Annotated in this window: 21 protein-coding genes and 1 pseudogene; 9 read left to right on the forward strand and 13 right to left on the reverse strand. The window is 67.8% G+C overall.

The features are described from left to right. Window positions 1-83: 83 nt before the first annotated feature. Window positions 84-2189: a M3 family metallopeptidase gene (locus RE027_RS16185; protein ID WP_368809310.1), complete on the reverse strand. Its 2106-nt coding sequence runs from the start codon at window positions 2187-2189 to the stop codon at window positions 84-86. 462 nt (window positions 2190-2651) lie between these two features. Then, complete coding sequence (locus RE027_RS16190; RefSeq protein ID WP_368809311.1) at window positions 2652-4019, reverse strand: alpha/beta hydrolase; 1368 nt, start codon at window positions 4017-4019, stop codon at window positions 2652-2654. Window positions 4020-4449: 430 nt separating this feature from the next. On the opposite strand from RE027_RS16190, the gene RE027_RS16195 reads away from it, so the two are divergent. From RE027_RS16195 to RE027_RS16215, 5 genes are all read left to right on the forward strand, one after another. Beyond that, window positions 4450-5568 (forward strand): VIT1/CCC1 transporter family protein, encoded by a 1119-nt coding sequence (locus tag RE027_RS16195; RefSeq protein ID WP_368809312.1) that lies wholly within the window; start codon window positions 4450-4452, stop codon window positions 5566-5568. A gap of 177 nt (window positions 5569-5745) precedes the next feature. Further along, window positions 5746-6213 carry an SDR family oxidoreductase gene (locus RE027_RS16200; RefSeq protein WP_368809313.1) on the forward strand — a complete coding sequence of 156 codons (468 nt, stop codon included), beginning with the start codon at window positions 5746-5748 and terminating at the stop codon, window positions 6211-6213. Between the two features lie 529 nt (window positions 6214-6742). Continuing rightward, complete coding sequence (locus tag RE027_RS16205) at window positions 6743-7366, forward strand: hypothetical protein (protein WP_368809314.1); 624 nt, start codon at window positions 6743-6745, stop codon at window positions 7364-7366. Window positions 7367-7377: 11 nt separating this feature from the next. Continuing rightward, on the forward strand, window positions 7378-8847 hold the full coding sequence (locus tag RE027_RS16210) for a signal peptidase I (protein WP_368809315.1): 1470 nt from the start codon (window positions 7378-7380) through the stop codon (window positions 8845-8847). A gap of 1056 nt (window positions 8848-9903) precedes the next feature. Further along, entirely contained in the window at window positions 9904-10380 is a 477-nt protein-coding gene (locus RE027_RS16215; RefSeq protein WP_368809316.1) for a hypothetical protein, read from the forward strand. Between the two features lie 95 nt (window positions 10381-10475). Here the strand turns inward: RE027_RS16215 and RE027_RS16220 are convergent. The 10 genes and pseudogenes from RE027_RS16220 to RE027_RS16265 form a co-directional block, all read right to left on the reverse strand. Beyond that, window positions 10476-10769 (reverse strand): annotated as a pseudogene (locus RE027_RS16220) (histone-like nucleoid-structuring protein Lsr2); the annotation flags it as partial. Window positions 10770-10806: 37 nt separating this feature from the next. After that, window positions 10807-11784 carry a glycoside hydrolase family 5 protein gene (locus RE027_RS16225; protein ID WP_368809317.1) on the reverse strand — a complete coding sequence of 326 codons (978 nt, stop codon included), beginning with the start codon at window positions 11782-11784 and terminating at the stop codon, window positions 10807-10809. Window positions 11785-12008: 224 nt separating this feature from the next. Next, window positions 12009-12419 (reverse strand): VOC family protein, encoded by a 411-nt coding sequence (locus tag RE027_RS16230; RefSeq protein WP_368809318.1) that lies wholly within the window; start codon window positions 12417-12419, stop codon window positions 12009-12011. Between the two features lie 450 nt (window positions 12420-12869). Beyond that, a complete protein-coding gene (locus RE027_RS16235) occupies window positions 12870-13541 on the reverse strand; it encodes a class I SAM-dependent methyltransferase (protein WP_368809319.1) in 672 nt (223 codons plus the stop codon). A gap of 129 nt (window positions 13542-13670) precedes the next feature. Beyond that, window positions 13671-14297: a DUF998 domain-containing protein gene (locus RE027_RS16240; RefSeq protein WP_368809320.1), complete on the reverse strand. Its 627-nt coding sequence runs from the start codon at window positions 14295-14297 to the stop codon at window positions 13671-13673. 203 nt (window positions 14298-14500) lie between these two features. Beyond that, window positions 14501-14986, reverse strand: coding sequence for a VOC family protein (locus RE027_RS16245; RefSeq protein WP_368809321.1), 486 nt, complete (start codon window positions 14984-14986; stop codon window positions 14501-14503). A 301-nt stretch (window positions 14987-15287) separates the two neighbouring features. After that, window positions 15288-15599: a winged helix-turn-helix domain-containing protein gene (locus RE027_RS16250; protein WP_368809322.1), complete on the reverse strand. Its 312-nt coding sequence runs from the start codon at window positions 15597-15599 to the stop codon at window positions 15288-15290. Beyond that, a complete protein-coding gene (locus RE027_RS16255) occupies window positions 15596-16039 on the reverse strand; it encodes a hypothetical protein (RefSeq protein WP_368809323.1) in 444 nt (147 codons plus the stop codon). The genes RE027_RS16250 and RE027_RS16255 overlap by 4 nt, the downstream gene beginning before the upstream one ends. A 213-nt stretch (window positions 16040-16252) precedes the next feature. Then, window positions 16253-17209 (reverse strand): helix-turn-helix transcriptional regulator, encoded by a 957-nt coding sequence (locus RE027_RS16260; protein WP_368809324.1) that lies wholly within the window; start codon window positions 17207-17209, stop codon window positions 16253-16255. Window positions 17210-17374: 165 nt separating this feature from the next. Further along, window positions 17375-18328 carry a helix-turn-helix transcriptional regulator gene (locus tag RE027_RS16265; RefSeq protein WP_368809325.1) on the reverse strand — a complete coding sequence of 318 codons (954 nt, stop codon included), beginning with the start codon at window positions 18326-18328 and terminating at the stop codon, window positions 17375-17377. Between the two features lie 1074 nt (window positions 18329-19402). Here RE027_RS16265 and RE027_RS16270 point away from each other — a divergent pair. Together RE027_RS16270 and RE027_RS16275 are read left to right on the forward strand one after the other, a co-directional pair. Next, complete coding sequence (locus RE027_RS16270; protein ID WP_368809326.1) at window positions 19403-19555, forward strand: thioredoxin domain-containing protein; 153 nt, start codon at window positions 19403-19405, stop codon at window positions 19553-19555. A 474-nt stretch (window positions 19556-20029) separates the two neighbouring features. Then, complete coding sequence (locus RE027_RS16275; RefSeq protein ID WP_368809327.1) at window positions 20030-20269, forward strand: DUF6953 family protein; 240 nt, start codon at window positions 20030-20032, stop codon at window positions 20267-20269. Window positions 20270-20671: 402 nt separating this feature from the next. On the opposite strand, the gene RE027_RS16280 is transcribed toward RE027_RS16275, so the two are convergent. Then, a complete protein-coding gene (locus tag RE027_RS16280; RefSeq protein ID WP_368809328.1) occupies window positions 20672-21103 on the reverse strand; it encodes a hypothetical protein in 432 nt (143 codons plus the stop codon). Window positions 21104-21396: 293 nt separating this feature from the next. Between RE027_RS16280 and RE027_RS16285 the strand changes: the two genes are divergently transcribed. Next, on the forward strand, window positions 21397-21990 hold the full coding sequence (locus RE027_RS16285) for a recombinase family protein (RefSeq protein WP_368809329.1): 594 nt from the start codon (window positions 21397-21399) through the stop codon (window positions 21988-21990). A gap of 189 nt (window positions 21991-22179) precedes the next feature. After that, window positions 22180-22806, forward strand: a complete 627-nt coding sequence (locus RE027_RS16290; RefSeq protein ID WP_368809330.1) for an NAD(P)H-dependent oxidoreductase — start codon at window positions 22180-22182, stop codon at window positions 22804-22806. Window positions 22807-23006 lie beyond the last annotated feature (200 nt).

The raw sequence follows: 23006 nt of genomic DNA on the forward strand, positions 1-23006 counted from the left end.
CCGGGTGCCGCGGTCCCGCCCGCGGCGCCCGTCCGCGGTTCCCGTTCGCGGCTCCGTCCGGATCCTCGGGCGCAGCGCGGGGCTCAGCGGCGGTCGGCTCCCGCCCCGGAGGCCCGGACGCCGGCCTCCGGGGCCGGGGCGCCCCGCCGCCGGTGCACGAACTCCTCCCGGGGCAGCAGCCCGCGCCGCTCGAGCAGGGCGTTGAACTGCGGGCGGCGGCCCAGCAGCGCCTCCACCGTCTCCAGGGCCGCGGTCTCGTTGCCGCGGGAGAGCACCTCCGCGGCGAAGCGGCGGCCGTTCTCCCGGGTCAGCCCGCCGTGGGCGGTGAACCACCGGGCGGTGTCCGCGTCGAGGATCTCCGACCAGATGTAGGCGTAGTAGCCGGCGGAGTAGCCGCCGGCGAAGATGTGCTTGAAGTACCCGGTCCGGTAGCGCGGGGCGATGCCCCGCACGTCGACCCCCGCCCGGGCCAGCGCGTCCTGCTCCACGGTGTGCGGGTCGGGCAGCCCGGACGGGTCCTCGATCCCGTGCCACGCGAGGTCGAGCCAGGTCGAGGCGAGGTACTCCACGGTCCGGAAGCCCTGCCCGTGCGCGGCGGCCTCCCGCAGGGCCGCCAGGGTCGCCTCGGGGACCGGCTCGCCGGTGCGGTGGTGGCGGGCGTAGTGCGGGGCCACGTCCGGGTGCAGCACCCACATCTCGTGGACCTGCGAGGGGTACTCCACGAAGTCTCTCGGCACCTTCGTGCCGGAGAACGAGGGCAGGTGCACGTCGGAGAGCAGCCCGTGCAGGGCGTGGCCGAACTCGTGGAAGACCGTGACCACCTCGTCCAGGCTCAGCAGCTTGGGCCGGCCCGCGGGCGGCCGCGTGAAGTTCGCGTTGTTGACGACGACGGGCCTCTGCCCGGTCAGCCGGTTCTGGTGCACGAGCGATCCCATCCAGGCGCCGCCCTGCTTGGTGGGCCGGGTGAACCAGTCGCCCAGGAACAGGCCCACCCCGCGCCCCTGCTCGTCGGTGACCTCCCACACCCGCACCTGCGGCAGGTAGCCGTGCAGGTCGGGGCGCTCCGTGAAGACCAGTCCGTAGAGCTCCCGGGCGGTGCGGAAGATCCCGTGCTCCAGCACCGACTCCAGCTCGAAGTACTCCCGCAGCGCGGAGGCGTCCACGGAGTAGCGCTCACGGCGCAGCCGCTCGGCCCAGAACGGCCAGTCCCACGCCTCGATCGGGTGGCCCGCGAGCCGCTCGAGCTCGGCCCGCTCCCGGAGCGCGTTGCGCACCGCCGGCCCGGTGATCCGCTCGAGCATCTCGTGCACCGCCCCGGGGGAGGGGGCCGTGCTCCCCGCCATGACGTGGTCGCCGTGGCTGCGGTAGCCGAGCAGTCCCGCCTGCTCCGCGCGCAGCCGGGCGATCCGCGCGGCCAGGGGCCGCAGGTCCGTGCGGCTCTGCGGGCCCTCGCCGGTGCCCCGCTGGACGGCCGCCAGGTGGATCCGCCGGCGCAGCGCGCGGTCCGTGAGCACCGACAGCGCCGGCTGGACGGTGAACAGCGCGGGCGTGAGCAGGTAGCAGCCCCGCCGGCCGTTCTCGGCGGCCGCGGAGGCGGCCGCCTCGACGTCCGTGGGCCCGAGCCCGTCCAGCGCCGCGGGGTCGTCGACCACGACGGCGGAGGCGTTGACCTCCCGGATCAGGTCGTTGCCGTACCGGATGCTCAGCTCGGAGAGCTCGTCGTTGATCTCCCGCAGCCGCTGCTGGTCGTCCAGGCCCAGCTCCGCCCCGGAGTCCCGGAACCAGGAGACGTACTCGTCCAGCGCCCGCAGCTGCCAGGGCTCCAGGCCCGTGCGGTCCACCCGCCGCACCCGCGCGTAGAGCTCCTTGTTGAGCGTGAAGTCCGCCTTGTGCGCTGACAGCCGGGGCGCGAGCTCCTGGTAGATCCGCTGGACGCCGGCGGTGTTGTGCGCGGCGGTGAGGGTGAAGAAGACCGACTCGACCCGGTCCAGGGCCAGTCCTCCGCGCTCGAGGGCCTCGACGGTGTTCGCGAACGTGGGGGGCGCGGGGTCGGCCAGGACCGCCCGCACGCTCTCCAGGTCCTGGACCATCGCCGCCTCGAAGGCGGGCAGGAAGTGCTCCTCCCGGATGCCGCGGAAGTCCGGCAGCTCGTAGGGCAGCTCGCTGGGGCGCAGGAGGGGGTTGTCCAAGGCTCAGCCCCTGTCGGGCTCGGTGGGCGGGCGTGTTCGCTGAGACACCCTACCGGTCCCGTGCTGCGGCGGTGCAACGCCGTTCCGTGCGGATGCGCACCGAGACCCGCCGGCAGTGCTCCGACCTCGTCCACGAAGCGCGTGACGCAGAGGCCAGGAAGCCACGGCGAGCGGCACCACCGAGACGCAGGCGATCCTTCTTCTGGGTGACATAAAGTCCTGGTTGTTTCGGCAGGGTCCGTGTGCTCCACAAACGAAGGGATGCGAGACGTCTCGTCCGGACAATCTCGAAAGTTGCATGGAACAGCCCGGCAGGCGGGTGATGCATGGGCAGGCCCTGTCGGTCGCCAACTGGTAGGGCCTACTCGTTGAGGTGTTCGTTTCCACCAGGCTGATCGGGTGACGATCTCGGCCGAGACGCTCTCATTCCTCTCCAGCTGGCCCAGCGCGACTCCTGCGGGGTCAGGACCGGGGGAGGGGACGTCCGTGGGCGGCGGTGCGCAACCGGTCGGTGGCCAGGCTTGCCCGCACGATCCTCGGTATCCACACGGAGGAACCGCCTTCGCGGGGGAGCCGGGACAGTTCGGCGACGCGGGCGGGCAGCTCACGATGGCGGGCGTCACGCACTGCAGTGGTGACCGCGCGCAGCAGTCCTGGGTGGGTGTCCAAGGCACTGTGGCCCAGTCCTGGGACCGGGACGAGCACGGCGTCGGGCAGCAGCTCGGCGGTGCGTGTTGCCACGGGTCGTGGGGTGCGCAGGTCCCGGTCCCCGGAAAGCACCGCGACCGGCCAGTCGAAGCGGGGCAGGGCCGCCGGCAGGTCGAACGGCTCGCCTTCGAAGGCCGGGAACCGACCGGCGGCTGGGGCCATGTCCAGGGCCGGGTCGAAGATCATCCCGTCGGGTGCCGGGGCGAAGTTCAACTCTCGGAAGGCGATGCGCCCGGCCAGCGACATCTCCATGGCGAAGGGTGCGTCCTCGGTGAGCTCCTTCGATCCCAGGGTCGCCAAGAGCTTGTGCGTGCCGGGTGCCCGGCCCACGACCAGGTGATCGAGGTAGCGCTCGAGCAGGCGATCGGAGGTGAACTCATAGAGGATGCGCACGGCCGATCCCAGGGCTGCGACCGGGTGGCCCTCGCGTTCGACGAGAATGCGCAGCTTGCGGGCGAGCCCGGCGGTGCTGGGCTCCTCGCCGTGCCACAGCAGCCGGCGTGCATGCTCCCGGACGGCCACATGGTCCCAGGCGGTGAGCACGGTGGAGTCCAGCACCATGCCTGCAACCCGTCCGGGGTGCCGCAGGCCGAACCCCTGGGCGAGATAGGTGCCGTAGGAGGACCCGAGGAGCACCGCCGTATCGAGGTCCTCAGCCTCGAGGACCGCGGCGATGTCATCGACCGCAGCGGTGACGGTGATGGCGGCAGGCGGCAGGTCATCGCCGGTGCGGTTGTGACGGGAGAGGCCGACGCCACGGTGTTCGATCATGATCACGTCCAGGCCCTCGGCAACGGCCCTGCGGCGGAACGGTTCGTACACCAACGCCGAGGCCAGCCCGGGCCCACCGGGGACCACCACGACCGGGACCGCCCCAGGACGGGGGTGCGGTCGGAGATAGGCCAGATCGAAATCCGGGGAAGTCGACGTGGCCGGACGACGCACTCTTCTTAAGCCCGGCACCCGCTCCGCGCGACGATGAAACTGCTCGGTCCGTGAGAGCAAGGAAGAGGCCATGACTTCCATCCAACAGGGTCTGTGCTGAGTTCGTCGAGGTCGACTCGGCCGGCACCTGGCCTGGGCAGCTCGATCAGAGGATGTGGACGACCTGGCCCCCACCATCTTCCAACCGTAGGAATGCGAGACGTCTCATGCTCACTCTCCGGCGTGCGGCTGAGGCTCTCGGAGTGGTTGGTCGGCAATTCGCTGCGCCGACCTGGTGTGGTTCTTTGTTGCGCGCGGGGGCCCGATGCCGTTGCTCGGCTGGTGTGCTGTCTCGGGTCCTACGGGGTGGTTTCGGTCCACCGAAGTCGGCTCCGTGGGTGTGGCCGGTAGCCTGGGATGCGTCGAAGGGGAGTAGTTCCCACACACCTCCCTTGGGGCGGGTGTTGCGGCGCGTCGACATGCTGGTCCCCCCCCACGGGAGACCCGGCGCGCCACCCGGACCGCTGGGTCCGGGCGAGCGAGACCTTCGGCCGGACACCACTCTGGCCGAGATCCGTCCACCACCAGGTGCGACTGCCGCGGCCGGGGTCCTGCCTTGAGGACGACCATGACTCCGTCAACAGATCCTGACACCACCGCCTCCCCGGTGCATCAGCCCACCCCGGCCGAGATCCGCCGGTGGCGCCGCTACCTGGCCGATGAGCGCGCCGAAGCCGCCGTCTACCGCGACCTCGCCGCCCGCCGCACCGGGGAGGAGCGCGCGATCCTGCTCGGTCTGGCCGAGGCCGAGGCCCGCCACGAGCAGCACTGGGCGACCCTGCTGGGCCACCACGTGGGCCATCCCCGCCGCGGCTCCCTCCGATCGCGGTTCCTGGGCTTCATGGCCCGCCACTTCGGCTCCGTGTTCGTCCTGGCCCTGATGCAGCGCGCCGAGGCCCGCTCTCCCTACGAGGCCGACGACCACGCCACCGACGCGATGGTCGCGGACGAGCAGATCCACGAGGAGGTCGTCCGGGCCCTGGCCACCCGCGGACGCAACCGGATGGCCGGCAGCTTCCGGGCCGCGGTGTTCGGGGCCAACGACGGGCTGGTGTCCAACCTGGCGCTGGTGATGGGCATCAGCGCCAGCGGAGTGGGCAGCGCGGTCGTGCTGCTGACCGGCGTCTCCGGGCTGCTGGCCGGGGCCCTGTCCATGGGTGCCGGGGAGTACGTCTCGGTCCGGTCCCAGCGGGAACTGCTGGAGGCCTCCACCCCCAACGCCGAGGCCCGCCACAAGGTGCCGATGCTCGATGCCGAGGCCAACGAACTGTCCCTGTTCTACCGTGCCCGCGGCCTGGCCCCCGAGGCCGCCGAGGCCAAGGCCGCCCGGGTGCTGGGCGGGGCCCATCTCGAGGACGCCGAGCACACCGGGCCCGTGCCCGAGGTTGGGACCGACGAGCACGAGGCCGTGGGCACGGGCCTGGGTGCCGCGGCCTCGAGCTTCTGCTTCTTCGCCTCCGGGGCGGTCCTGCCGATCCTGCCCTACCTCTTCGGGCTGGAGGGCACCCCCGCGGTGATCGTCGCGGCGGTCATCGTCGGTCTGGCGCTGCTGTCCACGGGCACCGTCGTGGCCCTGCTCTCCGGCAGCTCCCCGGCGCGGATGGCGATGCGCCAGCTGGCCATCGGCTTCGGGGCCGCCGGGGCCACGTACGCCCTGGGTCTGCTCTTCGGCACCAGCATCGCCTGACCCGGCGCGGCCGGGAGCCTGGCCGGTACCGCGCCGGGGAGGTTCTGCGCTGGGCGACTGCCCAGCCGGTGTGCCAGTACTCCCAGAGGGCGGGGCCGTAGACGAGCAGGGGCGCCTGCCGTCCCACTCGCCGCCGAACGAGCAGCCGGAGTGGGCCACCACCTAGCACTGTCGATCGTGGGCATCGACGAGGTCCCGTACGGCTACTACGCAGGCAAGGCCGAACAAGGACGCCTCGTGCAGGCCGGTGAGGCGCCGTGGAGCATCCTGCGCGCCACTCAACTCCACGAGTTCGCTGGGCAGATCCACCAGCGGATACGCCTGGGCCCGATCGCCCGGATGCCGGTCATGCAGTCACAGCCGGTCGCAGCCCGGGAGGTCGCGGTCCGGCTGGTGGAGCTCACTGAGGCCGGCCCCGCAGCCCGGGTGCCCGATCTGGTCGGGCCCCGGGTGGAGCGCATGGCGCATCTGAGCCGGCGGTGGGCTGCAGCCACCGGTGCGCGCGGCCGGGTCATCGAGGCCCCGATCCCCGGGGGATTCGACCGCGCAATGCGCGATGGCACCCTGTTGGCCCGGGCCGGGTCCGACCACGGGGAGCAGACAGTCGTCGTGGTGGGATTGTCCGCCCCAGCACTCGGCCAGTAGGAGGTGCTGGGGCAGACATGACGACGCCTCGAGCAGAAGAACTTCGAAGCGTTCGTGCGCAGCAGCTGAGGAGGACGGCCATCGACGCACTGCTGGACTGATCCAAAGTGGTAGACCATGGCCGCGTGTCCGCCATGGTCTGTCTTGGAAGGCGAGGGTTGTGAGGCATATAGGTTGCGAGATTTTGATCCTCATGGGCTGAGGTGGGGGTCTCGGCTGTTGATGGCTCGTGGTGGGAGTGCCGATTCGATTTTGGGATCTCGGGGGAGGGGGCGTGGTGGTGTGACGTTTTCATGACTTTTACTACGAATGGGTGGTGTGCGTGCCCACTTGGGGGTTTGAGCGCAGGTGCCATGTCAGGTCGTGTTCAGCCTGGTGTGTTCTTGATGGGGGTTGGTCCAGGTCATATGGTGAGCGCAGTCGCGCGGAGCCCCCACTCCGGAGACGGCCCCACCCCCCACACCCGATACTCAGCGGCGGCACAGGATCACAGTCCTGTTCTGGGCTCCGTCGCAGAACAGGACCCCCCATGCGCACTCCCTCTCCCCGCGCCCGCAAGATCGCCGGTCTTTCCGCCGCCCCCGTCGCCGTCCTCGTGGCCGGGGTGTTGGTGTGGCAGGGCTCCACCGCGGCCTTCACTGCCACCACCCGCAATGCGGGCAACTCCTGGGCCACCGGCCAGGTCGCTTTGACCGACGACGACGCCGGGCGTGCCGGCTTCACCGTGGAGAGCCTCGTTCCGGGTCAGACCGGGAGCAAGTGCATCGAGGTCACGTCCAACTCCACCGTTGCCGGGGAGGTGCGGGCCTATGTGCAGAACCTCTCCGGTTCCGCCACGGGGCTGGAGGACCGCATCCGATTGCAGGTCGAACGCGGCACCGGCGGGTCCTTCAACAGCTGCGAGGGGTTCACCCCGGTCCCTGGCGCGCTGCCGGCCCAGCCGTTGTCCACCCTGGCCCAGGTCAACCGTGACTACGCCACCGGTGGAGCCGTCTGGGACACCGAGGGCCGGGTCGGGGAGTCCTCGACCTATCGCGGCACCTGGACCTTCGACACCTCCGGCATGACCCAGTCGCAGATCGATGCCCTGCAGGGATCCCGTGTGAGCATCGACCTGGTCTGGGAGCTGCAGAGCGACGCCCCGACCCCCTGATCCACTCCCCAGTGAGCAACCGAGAGCCCTTCGACACCAGCCCCACCGCCGCACCGTCACCCACCCCGGTGATGGGCGCGCTGTGGGGCTGGTTCCGGCTTCTCACCGGAACCGCAGCCCAGGTCTACCTGGTGCTCATGGCGACCCTGGCCGTCATCGCCGTGCTCCCCGTCGCGTTCGGCTGGCACTCCACCGTCATCCTCACCGGCTCCATGGAGCCGCACATCACCGCTGGTGACGTCATCACGCTGTCGACCCTGCCCGGAGGGCAGCCGGTGCCGCTGGGGCACGTGGTGCAGTTCACCAGCCCCGCCCAGGCCCAGTCCGACGGCGTTGAGCGGCTCATTCTGCACCGTGTGGTGACCGACAACGAGGACGGCACCTACACCACCGCCGGGGACGCCAACGCGGACGTGGACTCCACCCCGCTGACCCGGGAACAGATCACCGGCCAGGCCCGCCTGCTGGTGCCGTTCATCGGACTGCCCGCCCTGTGGCTAGGAACCGGCCAGCACCTGCGGCTGGGCCTGTGGGCCGCCGCCACCATCGCCGCGCTGCTGGCGACCCTGACCGTCCTCGTCCCCCAGACCCGCACCGACGACCCGGACGACGATCCGGACAACGCGCCGGGATACGACCCCGCGGCCCTCCAGGACACCGAGAAGATCCCCGTGCTCGCCCGCCGGGGCGCTCTGGCCGTGGCCGGCGCCGCCGTCCTGGCCGGCATGGTCAACCTCCCGGCCCCACCCAGCACCGCCGCCTTCACAGCCCGCACCAGCACCCGAGCTTCCTGGGCCGTCGCGGCCGCACCGGTGCCGCTGACCCTGGGCCGCGCCGGGCCCTACGGCCTGCTGGCCGCCGCCGCAGCCATCAACCAGACCCCCGGCGGTCACGAGACCACGGTGAACGCCAGCGTGGGCACCTCCCCGGGCACGAACATCGTCGCGTTCCAGAACACCGGTGCACGCCCCAACGTCACTGGCCAGGTAGAGCCCGGCACCCCGGCCGCCGCCGCCGCGATGACCGACGCCCGCACCCTGGAGGGCGCCCTGAACTCCCGTGCCGTCACCGCGAGCCGCGCCGCGACGCTGTCCGGGGTGATCACCCCCGGGGTCTACACCAGCACCACCGGGGCCTTCCACATCCCCACGACGCTCACCCTGGACGCCCGAGGCAACCCGGCGGCGCTGTTCATCTTCCGCGCCACCTCCCTCACCGCCGCGCTGAACAGCCAGATCCTCCTGACCGGCGCAGCCAAGGCCGCCAACGTCTACTGGGTCATGACCGGGAACGTCACGCTGGCAACCAACACCACCTCCCGCGGCACCTTCCTCGCCCGCGGCAGCATCACGGCCAACCTCAACTCCGGCGGACCCACCCAGCGACTCACCCTGGAGGGGCGCTTCATCAGCCTGGGCGCCGGCACCTCCGGCGGCGTCATCGAGCTCAACCGGCCCACCATCACGCTCCCCACCGCCTGAGATCCCCAGACACGGCGAAAGCCCGGACGCACTAGCCAAAAAGGGTCCAAGCCTTCGCCAAGTGCCGCCTCCTGTTGTCGTAAACGGGACTATCGCAGCACCGGATGCTCCTCTTTGCGTCAAGCCGCCTTGAGGGGGGGGCGATATCGTCGAGCCAGTGCTGGCAGCGCAGCGGTGAAAGAGTCGGGGATCGGTGCAGGCGCCCAGCCCCAGGCACAAATGGCGTTCCATCCCTTCATACCTTCTGTGCCGCCACGACAGGTGCACTCCCGTGGGCGCCAGATCACCCCAAGCACCTGCCTGCAGCCGACTGCGGCAAATCGCAATTGCGGTGTCGCACCCCTGATCCGCCTTATAACCCAAAGGTTGCGAGGCACTTGGGTTGTGAGACTCGAGCCCTTCCGGCCGTTGCCACTTTCCGGTACCGGTTCTTGGTCTGCGGGGCACCACGGAGGTCGTCGCCCTGGTCCTCTGCTGTCGAAATGGGGCGGTGTGGGGCAGATACTTTGGTGTGGCCAGCGGCTGGGGCTGCTGTGAGAGCTGCGTTCGACGCCGTGTGACGCCTCGGAGGGGGTGGGCCATAACGATCCGACCTTCACAGCCTTCACCGCGGGCGTCCTTTTACGGCCCTGAAGGGAGACTGGCCGTACGGGACCGGCCGATGACCGTGGTGGTTCCGTGTCGAAGTAACCGATCGCGGTCCGATGTGTGGCCGGGACTGCTCCCGCAAGACCGTCCGAGGATGGGGCGGTTCTTGAGCTTCAGTTCAGTTATCGCCGCTGGGTCGTAGCGCGCTTCCGTTGCGGGTGCCTGTGCAGGCCCTCGGCGCCCAGCAGGAAAGGTTCTGTCATGCCTACTCCTCACCGGTTCCTCGCTGCCACCTCTGTGGTCTGCTTTGCTCTGCTCCCCCCGGTTGCCGCCTCCGCGTCCCCGGCGGAGCCACCGGTCGAGCCACCGGTGGAGCAGCCGTGGCCCCCGGCCAGCACCCATGGGGCGTTCCGTGCTCTTCCCGCCTCGTTTTCGGACCCTTGGACCTTCCCGGCGTGTGGCTCCGAGGTGACGCGTTCGATCGGGGACATCGACACCACCCAATACCGTGCACTGGTCACCGCCGAGGGGGACACCGTGGTGGAGTACCGCGGTGTGGTCACGGTCGACATCACCCGGGCCTCTGATGGGGCCAGGCTTGAGGAGTTGGCCCTGACCGATTCAGGGTTCGAAACCTACTCCGCCGATGGCAGGAGCGTGACCTACGACTGGCCCGGCACGTGGTTGGTGGTGGCCTTCGATGAGGTCGAGGCCGCGGCCTTTGCCGAGGCGGGGTTGCCCGAGGCATTCGTGTATCTGTCCGGGCGCCTGACCGAGACGGTGACCTTTGCCGCCGCTCCTGAGCACGGAGAAGAAATGCCGCCGGTGACCTCGGTGCAGATCCTCGAGAACTCCACCGAGTACGTTTTCGACCTGTGCGACCTGCTCGACCAAGCAGCCGAAACCACGACGGATGAGGCTGCCTCCGGCACCTCCGCGCCCTGATCCGATCCATCACTACCCGGTGCGACGGGCCATCTCCGGGGTCAGCAAGCAGAACAGGGGGAGGACCAAGTGACTGGTCTTCCTCCTGCGGGATGTTAGTAGTTCTGGGCTGCGTAGTAGGCGTCGCGGATGTGCTGGTGGATGCGGCCGCGGTCAGAGACCTCGTGCCCGTTCTCCTTCGCCCAGGCCCGGATCTTCGCGGTGTCCGGATTCCCCTTGGCAGCACGGTTGCCGGCGCTGCGGGCGCCACTCCCGCGGGTGGTCTTGCGGCCGGCGGCCGCGTAGGGGCGCAGCGCCTCGCGCAGCTTCTCGGTGTTGTCGATGGAGAGGTCGATCTCGTAGTCCTTGCCATCGAGGGTGAAGGTCACGATTTCCTCGGCGTGACTCCCGTATCGACCCTGTGGCTCTCGGTTGGGCGCCTGTCATTCAGGTGAGGTAGGGCTGGAGCCATGCCCAGCGAGGATCTTCGGGGACTGCGTCACTGAAGATTGTGAGTTTCCCACCCTGCCATCCTTTTTCCCGGCCGTCCCACCAGGACCAGGCGAGTACCTTGTCCTGGTTCGCGTCCAACCAACTGAGATAGTCAGTCGTCACTGCTGGCCCGTTGGGATCATCAGCGGTGACCGAACACTCTCCACAGATGACCTTTCTGTTGTTCGCGGCAGCCCAGTCCATGACGTTTTGGAACTGCGTCCGAAGAATTGTCGCGTCCTGGGCATGGCCGCCTTGGCCGTGCTCTTCATCGGGATAGTTGTGACAGGAGACGCCCCAGTTCTCTGCTGTGTCGAAAATTCCCGCATGGAAGGCCTCTCCACTGGTAGGAGGCCCTCCGTCGGGATTGTAGAACGGGTTCTGGTTGAATGCCTTGGCGTTGCTCCAGCCGTTGCCTTCGAGAACGATGAGATTCGTTGCCCCTTCGGCGCGGATCGCGGCAATCGCCTGGTTGTAGATGCACACGAGTGCGTTCGTGGACGTCACGTGTCCATTGAGCGGCAGGTCGTGCGGTTCATTGATCAGGTCGAACCACACCTTTTCCTCGTTCTTGTAGACCGCCGCTATGCGCGTCCAGAAGTCGGTGAGGTACCCGTATGGCAACTGCGGGTCGCCGAGCTTGTGGTCTTGTCCATCGACTCGGCGACCGCCCATGCAGTGGTTGTTGATCATGACCGTGCAGCCCAGGCCGAGCCCATAGTCGATGACATCCTTCACCTGGCTCCATACGGTGGGATTAAATGGAGCGTTCGGTGCCGGTTGCAAACGGTCCCACCAGATCGGTATCCGGAAGAAGTTCATTCCCTTCTCATGGTAGAAGTTCATTTGATCGTGGGGCGCGGGATGGTAGTGAGATCCTCGGTCACTGAACCCGGACAGATTAATTCCCTTCAAAATTGTTGACGCAGACACGTGACCAGCCTCCAATAGTTTTGATACATGGCATTCTCATGGGTAGAGTTTTTCAGTACATCTTGGTTAAAATTATGGAAAGCGATCTCGTATTTTGGTTTTCGACCGTTCATGGTCTTCTGCTACTGCGGTGCAAGGAATCGAAGTGGCCTCTCGGGCCCGGTTGCGGATGGGTCGCGCCCGCCGGTGAGCGGTCGGCGGATACCGGCCGTGCCGGCCACGGCTCACGAGGCGTCGGCAGCGGCTTCCAGGTCGGCGATGACGATCTTGCGCATCGGCATCATCGCGGCCATCGCACACTGCGCCCGGCCCGAGTCGGGATCGGCAAGCAGTTCGACGAGCCTGCGGGGCACCACCTGCCAGGACAGCCCGTACTTGTCCTTGAGCCACCCGCACATGCTTTCCTGCCCGCCGTCGACGGTGAGGGCCTCCCAGTACCGGTCCACTTCCGCCTGATCGGTGCAGTCGATCTGGAACGACACGGCTTCGCTGAAGTGGAACTCGGGTCCGCCGTTGAGAGCGGTGAACGCATGGCCGTCGAGTTCGAACTCCACGGTCAGCACCATGCCCGCCGCCCGCGGCCTAGCCTCACCGTAGTAGGTGGTGTCGGTGGTCCGGGAGTTGGGGAACACCATGAGGTAGAAGTCGGCTGCTCCCTGGGCTTCGGTTCGAACCACAGGCAGGGCGTGAGGGTCGTCATGGTGGGATTGTCCGCCCCATGCCCAGCACGTGGAAGGTCTACGGACAGACATGACGACACCTTGAGTAGAAGAATCTCGAAGCGTCCGTGCACAGCAGATGGGGGCGACGGTCATCGACGCCCTGCTGGACTGATCCAAAGTGATAGACCATGGCCGCGTGTCCGCCACGTTCTGTCTTGGAAGGTTAGGGATACGAGACGTCTCGTCGAGAGAAAGTTGGCTTACCGGCCTGAGCTCTGGGAAACGGGCGTGGCGACATGGCCAGAGGCGGGGTGGATCAGTACTGATGAAGCGTTCTTGTGGACCAGGCGTCCTTCGGGGTGCCGGGAGGTGATCGACGCGCCGCTTCAGAACCGGAGGGAAAGGGCTTGGGCTCGCCGCGGGTCATCCCTGCTCGCCGGGCGAGGTGGGGAGAGCCTTTCGGGCGAGCACGAAGCCCTGGTCGTGACCTCCGTCGTAGGAGTCAGGCTGAGCTGCTCGGGTGCACCAGGCGATGGGATCCAGCCCCACCTGGGCCAGTGCCAGGGTCATCTCGTCCACAGTCCATAAATACGCTTCGTAGCCACCGTCGCCACCGGAGGCGTGATGCAGGATCCGGTTGCCGGCACCGGCCTGGAAACCGGTGAGGAAGTACCCGCCGGGCCTGAGCACGCGCGTGATCTCGGCCAGCGAGTCGGTGAGCTCGTGCGGAGGGACATGGATGAGCGAGTACCAGGCCATGACGCCGGCGAACGTTGCGGAATCGAACGGCAGATGCGCCAGGTCAGCTACGTGGAACGGGACCTCGGGATGCATCGAGCGGGCGATGTCGAGCATCCCCGGTGACAGATCGATTCCTGTCACCGTCAGCCCACCGGCTTGCAAGGTGGAGATCAGGCGCCCCGTGCCGCATCCAGCGTCGAGCACGGCTGGTGAATCGAAGACGCGAACGTGCTCAGCGAAGGCGGTGATCAACGCCCGGTCCACCGGCTGCTCCGCCCGCAGGTCAGGCAGGTGCTCGTGATAGATCTGGGCCATGGTGTCGTAGGCGTGCTGGACGTCCCTCAGGTCACTCACGCGCCCCACCATAATCGGGCAGTCCCCGGGATGATGCCCCCTGGATCTCCATGAGAAAAACGCCTCTCAAGTCAAGCGATTTGAGACACATCGGTTACGAGACATTCGTAAAGTGCTGGAGAGCGTGCGTCATGAGCCGGTGGAGGTGCTGGTGGCGATCTGGTACCTCATGGCTAGTGCGCTCAGCCAGGTCATTCCTGTGCCGACCGTCAGCCGCTGGAGGAGTCCCCCGACTGGGGCAAGTGCTGGCGCCTGAGCAAAGGCGGCACTGGTCAAGGCGAAGCCGGCGAGCATGATCACGGCGGTGGCGCCGGAGTACCGCGCCCAGCGGCGGCACCGGTGGCGGGCAAAGGCGCGCGCCCAGATCAGGGCCGCCGCGGGGATGCCCACGAAGACGGGGACCGCGGCGAGATCATGGATCAGGGCTTCGGTGCCGCTGTATCCGGCCAGGACGGGGGCGGTGCCCGGCGGGTAGCCGCTGACGGGGTCGGTGGTGAAGATCCCGGCGCCGATCTGCCCGGCCCCGGCGGCGGCGACCAGCAGGATCCCGGGCAGAGGTGGGCAGTGGCGGTCCTGGGTGCGGACCAGGCCGGCGGCGAAGGCAAGGTACAGGATGCCGTTGAGGCAGAAATTGGCCTGCTGCACCCATCCGGCCGGGCCCAGGGCCAGGGAGCTCACCGGGTGACGCATCGGGTCGTAGTCATCCCGGACGGCGCCGGTGGCCAGGAAGGTGGTGATGAACACCGGTCCTGCCACTGCCCCGCACCTCATCAGGATCCGATTCAGCGTTTGTGGCCTCGACAAGGTCGCCTTGAGGTCAGCAGGGGAGCGGGTCATCACAGCTCCTCGAGGCGGCGGTGAACTGTCGCCCGATCCACACCCAGCCGGTCCAGCAGTACCGCCGCCGGATCGGGCGCTTTCAGCCGAAGCAGCTCAAGCAGGACCGTGCTGGCCATGGCTCACGCGGCGTCGGCGGCGGCTTCCAGCTCGGTGATGACGATTTTGCGCATCGGCGTCATCGCGGCCAGCACCCGCTGCGCCCTGCCCGGGTCCGGGTCGGCAAGCAGCTCGAGGAGCCTGCGGGGCACCACCTGCCAGGACAGCCCGTACTTGTCTTCGAGCCACCCGCACATGCTCTCCTGCCCGCCGTCGGCGGTGAGGGCATCCCAGTACCGGTCCACTTCCGCTTGATCGGTGCAGTCGATTTGGAACGATACGGCCATGGTGAAGCTGAACTCGGGTCCACCGTTGAGCGCGGTGAACGGATGGCCGTCGAGCTCAAACTCCACCGTCAGCACCATGTCTGCCGGTCGCGGCCCGGCCTCACCGTAGTAGGTGGTCTCGGTGGTCTCGGTGATCCGGGAGTTGGGGAACACCGTGAGGTAGAAGTCGGCTGCTTCCTGGGCTTCGGTGTCGAACCATAGGCAGGGCGTGAGGGTCGTCATGGTGGGATTGTCTGCCCCAGCACCCGGGCTGTGGAAGGTGCTGGGGCAGACATGACGACGTCTTGTCCAGAAAAATCTCAACGTGTCCCGGAGCGGCAGGAGAGGAAGGCGGACATCGCCGCACTGTCGGTCGGCGACACCGGGCGCGTGGCCGACAGGAGGTCGGTAACAGAAGCAGCGTGTCGCATGGCAAGGGATATAAGGCGTCTCGTCAGACAGGGTTTGATCGAGTCTTTCCGGCGAGGGCGAGCAGGGTGGCCGTTCTTGCCCGTGCTGTCCCGAAAGGGGGTTGGGGGGACTCCTACAGGCCCTCGGCGATGGCGCGCAGGGCATCCAGGTGGCCGGTGTAGGCGGTGCGCCCGGTTGGGGTGAGGGACAACCAGGTGCGGGGGCGTTTGCCGACGTAGCCCTTGCGGATCCTCACGTAGCCGGCGGCCTCGAGCTGGGTGGCTTGTTTGGAGAGCACCGAGTCGGAGACCTCCACGGTGTCCCGCACGCGGGCGAACTCGGCCTCGTCGACCTGGGCTAGGGCGGCGACGATGCTCAGGCGCACCGGGGCGTGGATGAGCTCGTCCAACCGGTGCCGGGCGTGTTGACCTTCGGCGGTGCTCACTTGGACCCCCAGCGGATCACGGCCGCGGCGAGCAGGGCGGGAACGGCGGCGATGGTCGCCCCGGCGGCGACCATGGGCCAGGTGTTGGGGGAGGTCTGGGCGGAGAGGTTCAGCCACGGCAGCACCACGGTCAGGGTCAGCACGAAGGAGGCCACGATCCCGCCCCGCGACCAGGCTTTGGCCCGGCGCGGCACGGTGCGGGCTACCCGCTCGATCCACCACATCGTCACCAACCAGGCGGCCGCGAACACCGCGGTGCGCAGGGAGTGGCTGACCCAGTCAGCCGAGATGTTCTGCGCGGCCATGTACAGGGCCGAGGCCACCCCGAACACCGCCGTTGCGCCAGCGTGCACCGTACGGTCACGGGAGGTGTCTAGGGTGCGCGCCTGGATGGTGGCCAGCTGCTCGCGGGCTTGTTCGGGGGTGAGGTGATGGCTCAAGGGGTCCTCCTGGGGACGATTCGACGATGTCGCCATCAAAGCAAGTACTTGCTAAGTTGGCAAGTACTTGCTTTGAACTGGGTGCGGCTAGTCGAATCGTCGCGTCGCTCAAGTCATGGGTTATGAGTCGCTTTGGTTATGAGACTCGATCATGGTTGTTGGTGGGGATGGTGTGGCCTGGCTGCTGGCTGAAAGGCCTATGGGGAGACGAGCCTAGTGGCGCAGGGTGTGAGCGGGATTGACGCCGTAGGCCTGGCGGTGGTGGCGGGCGAAGTTGCCGAGGTGGGCGAAGCCCCAGCGGGCGGCGATCGCGCTCACTGTGGCCCCCGAACCCGGGTCGGCGGCCCGCAGCTCGGCGTGGGCGGCGGCCAGGTGCAGCCCACGCAGGTAGGCACCCGGGGTGGTGTCGGCGTGGGTGCGGAAAGCCCGGGTGAGCTCGATGGTGGACACCCCGGCGTGGCGGGCGACGTCCTCGAGGGTGATGGGCAGCGACAAGGTGGCGTGGATGAACTCCACCGCCTGCGTGTAGGCCGCCTGCCGGGCCGCCACGGAGACCCGGCGCGCCACGGGGTCCCCGGCCAGGGGGAAGGCCTCCAGGGTGGTGACCGCCATTCGGCGCAGCAGGTCAGCCCGCAGTAGGGGGATCTCGGCGGTAGCGGGGTCGGTGAGGGACTCGTGGACGAACTGGTAGGTGGTCTTCCAGTGGGCGGCCATGGCCGGGGAGACCGGGCGCGGTGCGGTGAAGCCGATCCTCAGGTGCTCGTCGCCGTAGAGGGTGCGGGCGATCTCCTCCAGTGCGGGCAGGCCGAGGTTGGCCGAGTCCACGCTCAGGTGCTCGGACTCCCCGTAGTAGTGCTGCCCGGGCTGGAGCAGGAACAGGCGGTGGCCCGTGCCCCTGCGGTCGTCGATCTCCCAGCGGACGGATCCCCCGATCGGGGCGATCACGGAAAAGGCCTGCTCCTGGATCAGGTGCCCGGCGACGGTGCCGTGGAAGTGCATCTGGCCCAGGGCCAGGTCCGCGTCCCCTTGGACGTCCTGGCTGTAGCGGAACGTGGCCGGGTCGGTCACACGGCCCATGCGGGCCCGGGCGTAGACCTGTTGCAGCGCCTCGTTGCCCACCTCGGGATCGGTGGTGGAAAAGTGCAGGTGGATCGGCGCTGGTCGGCTCACGGACCCTCCCTCCTGCTGCGGAGGAGCCGGTGCGGGGTTTCCGCAGTCTCCCAGCGGCAGGGTCGGCTCCTCGAAGCGGACGTCATGGTCTCCAGGTTATCCACTGCCGCCCGCCCGGCCCAGAACCGAGTGGCCGGTGGCACCGATGGTCGTGCCGGGAACCGGTCAGCTGCGCAGGGTGGTGGCAGGGTCCTGTCCATAACGCTGGCGATAGGCGGCGGCGAAGCGTCCTCGATGGGGGAACCGCCACCGGTCAGCGATGGCCGATACGGTCGCCCCGGTCGTGGGGTCACCGGCGACCAGGTCCCGGTGGGCGGCTTCCAAGCGGGCAGCGCGCAGGTAGGCCATCGGGGTGGTGTCCAGCTCACGGCGGAAGGCTACTTGCAGACCCCGGAGGCTCAACCGGGAAGCGGCGGCGATCTGGGTCACCGCCAGCTCCTGGTCCAGATGAGCGTCGATGAACGCCACGGCTCGCCGGACGGGCCCCACGGGTGGTGCAGGGCGGTCCGTGGCCGGTGGGGTGAGGAAGGTGCTGGGGAAGGTGAGCAGTAGGGCGGTGGTCAGGGATCGGACCGCCTCGGCGCGCAACAAGGGATTGCTCATCACCTGGTCGTTGGGCAGTAGGCCGCGGTGCAGATGGGTCACCGCATTGAGCCAGTACCGGGCCATGACGGCTGAGACCGGACGGGTGCCGGTGAATCTCAGGTGGAAGGCCTCCGCGCCCAGTAGCTGGCGGGCGTGGTCCTCCACGGTGGTGGCATCCAGGCCGACGGTGAGCAGGTCCAGATCCTGCCAGTGACCGGGCGGCAGGTCCGGGGTGAACAGGAACGGGCCCTGTCGTGGGAACTGGCTCCGGATGCCGGTGGTGCCTCCGGTGCCGTTGAGTATTTGCCCGACCCGTACCACGCGGGGGTCGTGCTGGGCCTCAAGGACCGCCGAACCGCCCAGGCGCAGCCGTCCGTACCGCACGGACCCCTCGCCGATCGCGGACAACGACAAGTAGAACGGCCCGCCCGCATCTGCCGGGGTCGCCCGCAACCCGAAGGCTTCCTGGAACACGGCCAGGCCCGCCGTCGCATCGCCGGTGGTGAACACCGCCGGCGACCTTTGAACCGCCATGTCAGCCAGGGTACAGGCCCGCCCCGGCCCCAACCCGTCCGGCGACCTGCTCCGAACCCGACCGCCGGGACCGTGCTGCTACAGGAAGTCCTCGGCCGGAGCCATTGACCGTTGGATCGCAGTGCCGAAGCCTTCGTGACGCGCCGGCGCCCTGGGCTTGGAGCAGCGAGAGGAGCCTGACGAAGTCGTGATCTGCGCCCGAAGGAGCACCCTCCCGACTTGTAGCCACTGAGGGTAAAGCCCACTGAACCTCGGCTGGCTCACCGCCGCAACAGGTGGCAGCCCTTCCTGCCACGCCCCGTGACGTAGGCATTCAGCTTCATAGCGTCTCTCATGCCAAGGGTTCTGAGGCGCTTTGGTGACGAAATGCTTGCGACGGCCACTTGACCTGGAGCCAGGTGGTTCGCGGTGGCCAGGGTTGCCCTCCGTGGAGGAGTGCTGTGAGGCGGTGTGCAGTGGTCTGGTGGTGTGCGGGGAATCGGTGGGTGGGGTCGCTGCACATACGAGACGTCGCGCCGAGCCGGAGCGGATATTTGGGTGCGTGCATCCGGTTGACGTGACCTCCCCTGGAAGCGAACCTTGGTTTCAAGCATGTCTGGTCCGGCGGGTGTTGTGGGTGTTGTGGGTCTTGTTGGCGCTCGTGCGGGGCGCGGCGGACGTGCCGTTCCTCAAGGCCCGTGGAAGGTGACTGCTTCCCGGCCGGCATAGGAGGCAGGCGTGGATGAGATGGGGGATGTGTGTTTGGAGGCGGATGCCCTGGTCTGGGGGGATCTTCGTCTTCGGACAGTTCCGGTGACGCGACCGTTCAGGGTGCCGTGCATGAGCCCGCCGATGTACGGATCGGTGTTGTACCGACCCTTCCGTGTGGTGCGGCAGTGCTGCTGGTATCACGCGGTGGAGTGGAGGGACGCGGCCCGGATAGCCGGTGAGGTGCTCCAGGGCGCTCTGAGGTGGATGGCTGCCTGGGGGGTGCCACGGTCGGGGCTGAGCGTGGTGGTCGAAGATTACCTGCCGCCGGGTTGTTCGGGTGGTCTACGGCAGGCTGTGGTGAGCCTGGCTGGGCACCAACCCATCATGGCTTCTGCACAAGAGATCACCAACGGTGCCCACCGGATCACCGCCATGCGCCAACAAGGGGTGAAGTCCACCCCGGCGTTGCTCCTGGCCCGTGCGGGGCAGCGGCTGTCTGAGGTCCCTGGGGCCTACCCGCACCAGCGCCTCGAGTAGGGGGCGTCGGCGGTGACGCGCTGTGGCGCCGGGGCGGAAGCCACAGGCTGCACCCCGACTTACGTGCACAAGCTGACGCGCCGGCTCAGCAGGTACGGGTTGGTCATGCTCAACCAGCAGTCGCTGGCCGATGAAATCGACCTGACCCCATTGGCTCGTAAGGTAGCGGCTCAGCTCCGGTAGGCCTTCGACGCTGAGGCCCAGCATGACGAAACACCCCCGGTCAGGTATGCACCGGGGTGTTGCTAAGGCCAGCGTGCGTCGAGAGCGGTAGAGCTTACCGCCTGGCCGCTGGCTGTTTAACCGCCACACGGTAAGCCTGGTTCCATTAGACGCCCTGGAAGGTGATAACCGCACTGCCTCAGGGGTAACGGCGCGAGATTTCTGGCGCGGACGATGGCAGCCCTCCAGTCACTCCTGGGGTTTTGGGGCACTGCCGTGAGGTCAGCCCACTCCCAGCTGTAGCCTGCGGACATGACCACTGCACAAATCGTCGCGGAATGGCTGATCGACAAGATCCGCGCCGAGGGCACCTTGGACCAGGAAGAGGCTGTCTACCTCATCGAGCAGCAGTTCGGCTCGGAGTGGGTCTTCGACGACATTAATGGGAACCCTGCTATCCAACAGTCCGTGCTCAAGATGTTCCGTCAAGTGCATGGTGGGGCGATCCAGTGGGACAACTCCGCACGATGCTGGACCGCCTCCTCGGGCTGACCCGAGCCCGGCCCGGTCTCGACCACGCAAGGACTGTCCATTACTGAAGCCAGGGTGAGGTCCCTCGCCGAGAGGTGATCCACCGATCGTCTCGGCACAGTGGGGCGGGGGGTGGGGTAGCCCCCTGCCGCCACACCCCCGCGTAGCTTCTGCACGGACTCATCAGTGGGCCTGCACCCGGATCCCCCCGGAACCGGGTACGGCCGCTCGGCGCGCTAGAAGCTGAAGGATGGTCTGATGCAAATCTCCTGTCCCCTGCCAGCCAGGCTGACCCCAGACTCCTGTTTCGGCAATTTATGGGAAGTGCGGGGTGTCACCACGGAACACATCACAGTGCCGTGCGAATCGTGTGATGAAATGTGCGCCCGCCAGCACACCACGGGCTCTGACGGGGGTGCGGGCTCACCCGTAGAAGGGTGAGGTCTCGTCCTGAAGATCGTCGAGCACCCATTCCGCCAGTTGTCCGGCGGGGATCATGATGGTGCCGGCTCGGCGCTGTTGGACCTGCTGGAGCCAGAGGGGCTCCTCGGTGGAGGCAACGGCCCCGGCGGCGTAGGCCGCCAGCGCTGTGGCGTAACCGGTGGCCAACTCGGGAGCCCACCCCCGATGGGCGGCGTAGCAGAGGCGGTCAGGATCGGGGCTGCGCACCTCCAGCCACCGCGCCGGCTCCAGCGGATCGGAGGGAAGAGATATCAGGTGCTGGTGCAGCACCCAGGTGACGTCGGCCCAGCGGCCGACGGGAGTGGCCACCATGGGGTAGTAGGTGGCGACCCAGTGAGTGGGGGAGTGCGGGCGCAGCTCGACTGCCAGAGCCTCGGCGGCAGAGGGAATCATGCGGAATTCCTATTCATGGTTCAAGAGTCGGGGCGGCCTGAGGCTGAACCGCACCACCGAGCCGGAAGGGCCGGGGGGAAAGCACCAAGGGTAAGCACGCAGTCGATAACTATGGAAGCACGCTGAGTAGTGTGACCGTGCGCTGCCTTACAAGCCATGGGATCGAGACGTCTCGTTCATCTTTTTTTGCCACCGCAAGTTTCCACGGTCGCGCGTGTCTCGCAGCTATGTACTTTATCCGGATGCCTAGAATTGGGTACTGGGCATTGGTTGCGAGACACATAGGGGTTGACGTGGGAAAGCTGATCGGATATGCGCGGGTGTCGACCCGTCAGCAGGACGCAGACCGTCAAGTGTCTGACCTGTTGGCCGCCGGTGTGCGGGGCGATGACCTCTATATGGACCATGGAGTGTCTGGAGCACGTGTGTCCCGTCCGCAGTTCGACAAGGCGGTGGAATCTCTCGAAGACGGCGACACCCTGGTCCTCACCACGTTGGACCGGTTGGGGCGGTCGACACAGAACATGCTGGCCTTCGCCGAAGCACTGCGCAGCAGGGGAGCAGGGCTGCGGGTGCTCAACCTCGGTGGGGGAGACGTGGACACCCACACCCCGATGGGCTCGATGGTCTTCACCGTCATGGCCGCCTTGGCCCAGATGGAGCTGGAGATCAAACGGGAACGGGTCACCGACTCGGTGGCCAAACGCCGGGCCGCCGGCAAGGACCTCGGCGGGCGACGGCCCACCTTCACCGACTCCCAGATCCGAGCCGCGGTCCGGCTGATCGATGCGGGGGAGCCGGCCACCCAGGTGGCCCGGGACCTCGGGATGGCCCGAGCCACCCTCTACCGGCGGATCCGGGAGCTCCCGCAGGCGACGGCCATCTGAGTCCGTCGTTGGCGGTGGGCATCGTGATGCATATGTCGTGCCTTTGCGGGCGTCTTCACCGGGCGGGTCAAACGGGCATGGGTACGCTTTCAGCTTGCTAACACCGCCCAACAGCAGGTCAGCGCCCGGGCGCGGCTGGGTCGATGTGTCTGATGCTCACTGGGTGGTTGAGAGCGGAGAATGCGAAGCATGAGAACCCTCATCGTGACCGCGCACCCGGATACCGACTCACTGACGCACCACGCCGCTGGACGGCTGCAGGAGGTCCTCGGCGCAGAGGAAGCAGTCATCGCTCATCTGGGGCAGGAGGATTTCGATCCGCGCTTCACCATTGGGGACCGCGACAACTACCTGAGCCGGGATCAACCGGACGTCGCTGTTGCCGCTGAACAGGAGCGGATCGATGACGCCACGCACCTTGTACTCGTCTTTCCCGTCTATTGGTGGTCCATGCCGGGGTTGCTCAAGGGATGGATCGACCGGGTGTTCATCGCCGGGTGGGCCTTTGACGCCGACGAGGATGATTGCATCGTGCCGGGGCTGCAGCGCTTGACGATGCACCTGCTGCCGATCTCGGGGACCGCCGCGGAGTCCTTCGCCCGGCACGGTTATGCGCAGTCGTTCAACACACAGATCGAGCACGGCATCATCGACTTCTGTGGCATCCGGCGCGGGGCCACTGCTTTCATCCACGATTCCGAGTCCGGGAACCGGGAGGCGATCGCCGGCGCTGTGGAGGCCGCGACTGCCACGATCGCTTCCGCAATCGCTAGCCCCACCTACGCTGTTGCACCGGCCGGTCAACGCCAGGGGTAGCTGCGCCACCAAGCCGATCAGCGATCCTTGCGCGGTGTCACCAGGTAGCCGCACGTCTACTTCGTGTGTCTCGAACAGGGTTCCCCGGGTTCTTGCGGTGGTTGCAACACTGAGCGTTGGGGGTGGTGCTGTGGGTGGGTACTCGATCTTGATCAGGCCGGATCTGCTCCAGGTGTTTTGGGAGCGGATGCAGGCCGGGG

The organism is Kocuria sabuli (assembly GCF_040981185.1).
Lineage (GTDB): Bacteria > Actinomycetota > Actinomycetes > Actinomycetales > Micrococcaceae > Kocuria > Kocuria sabuli.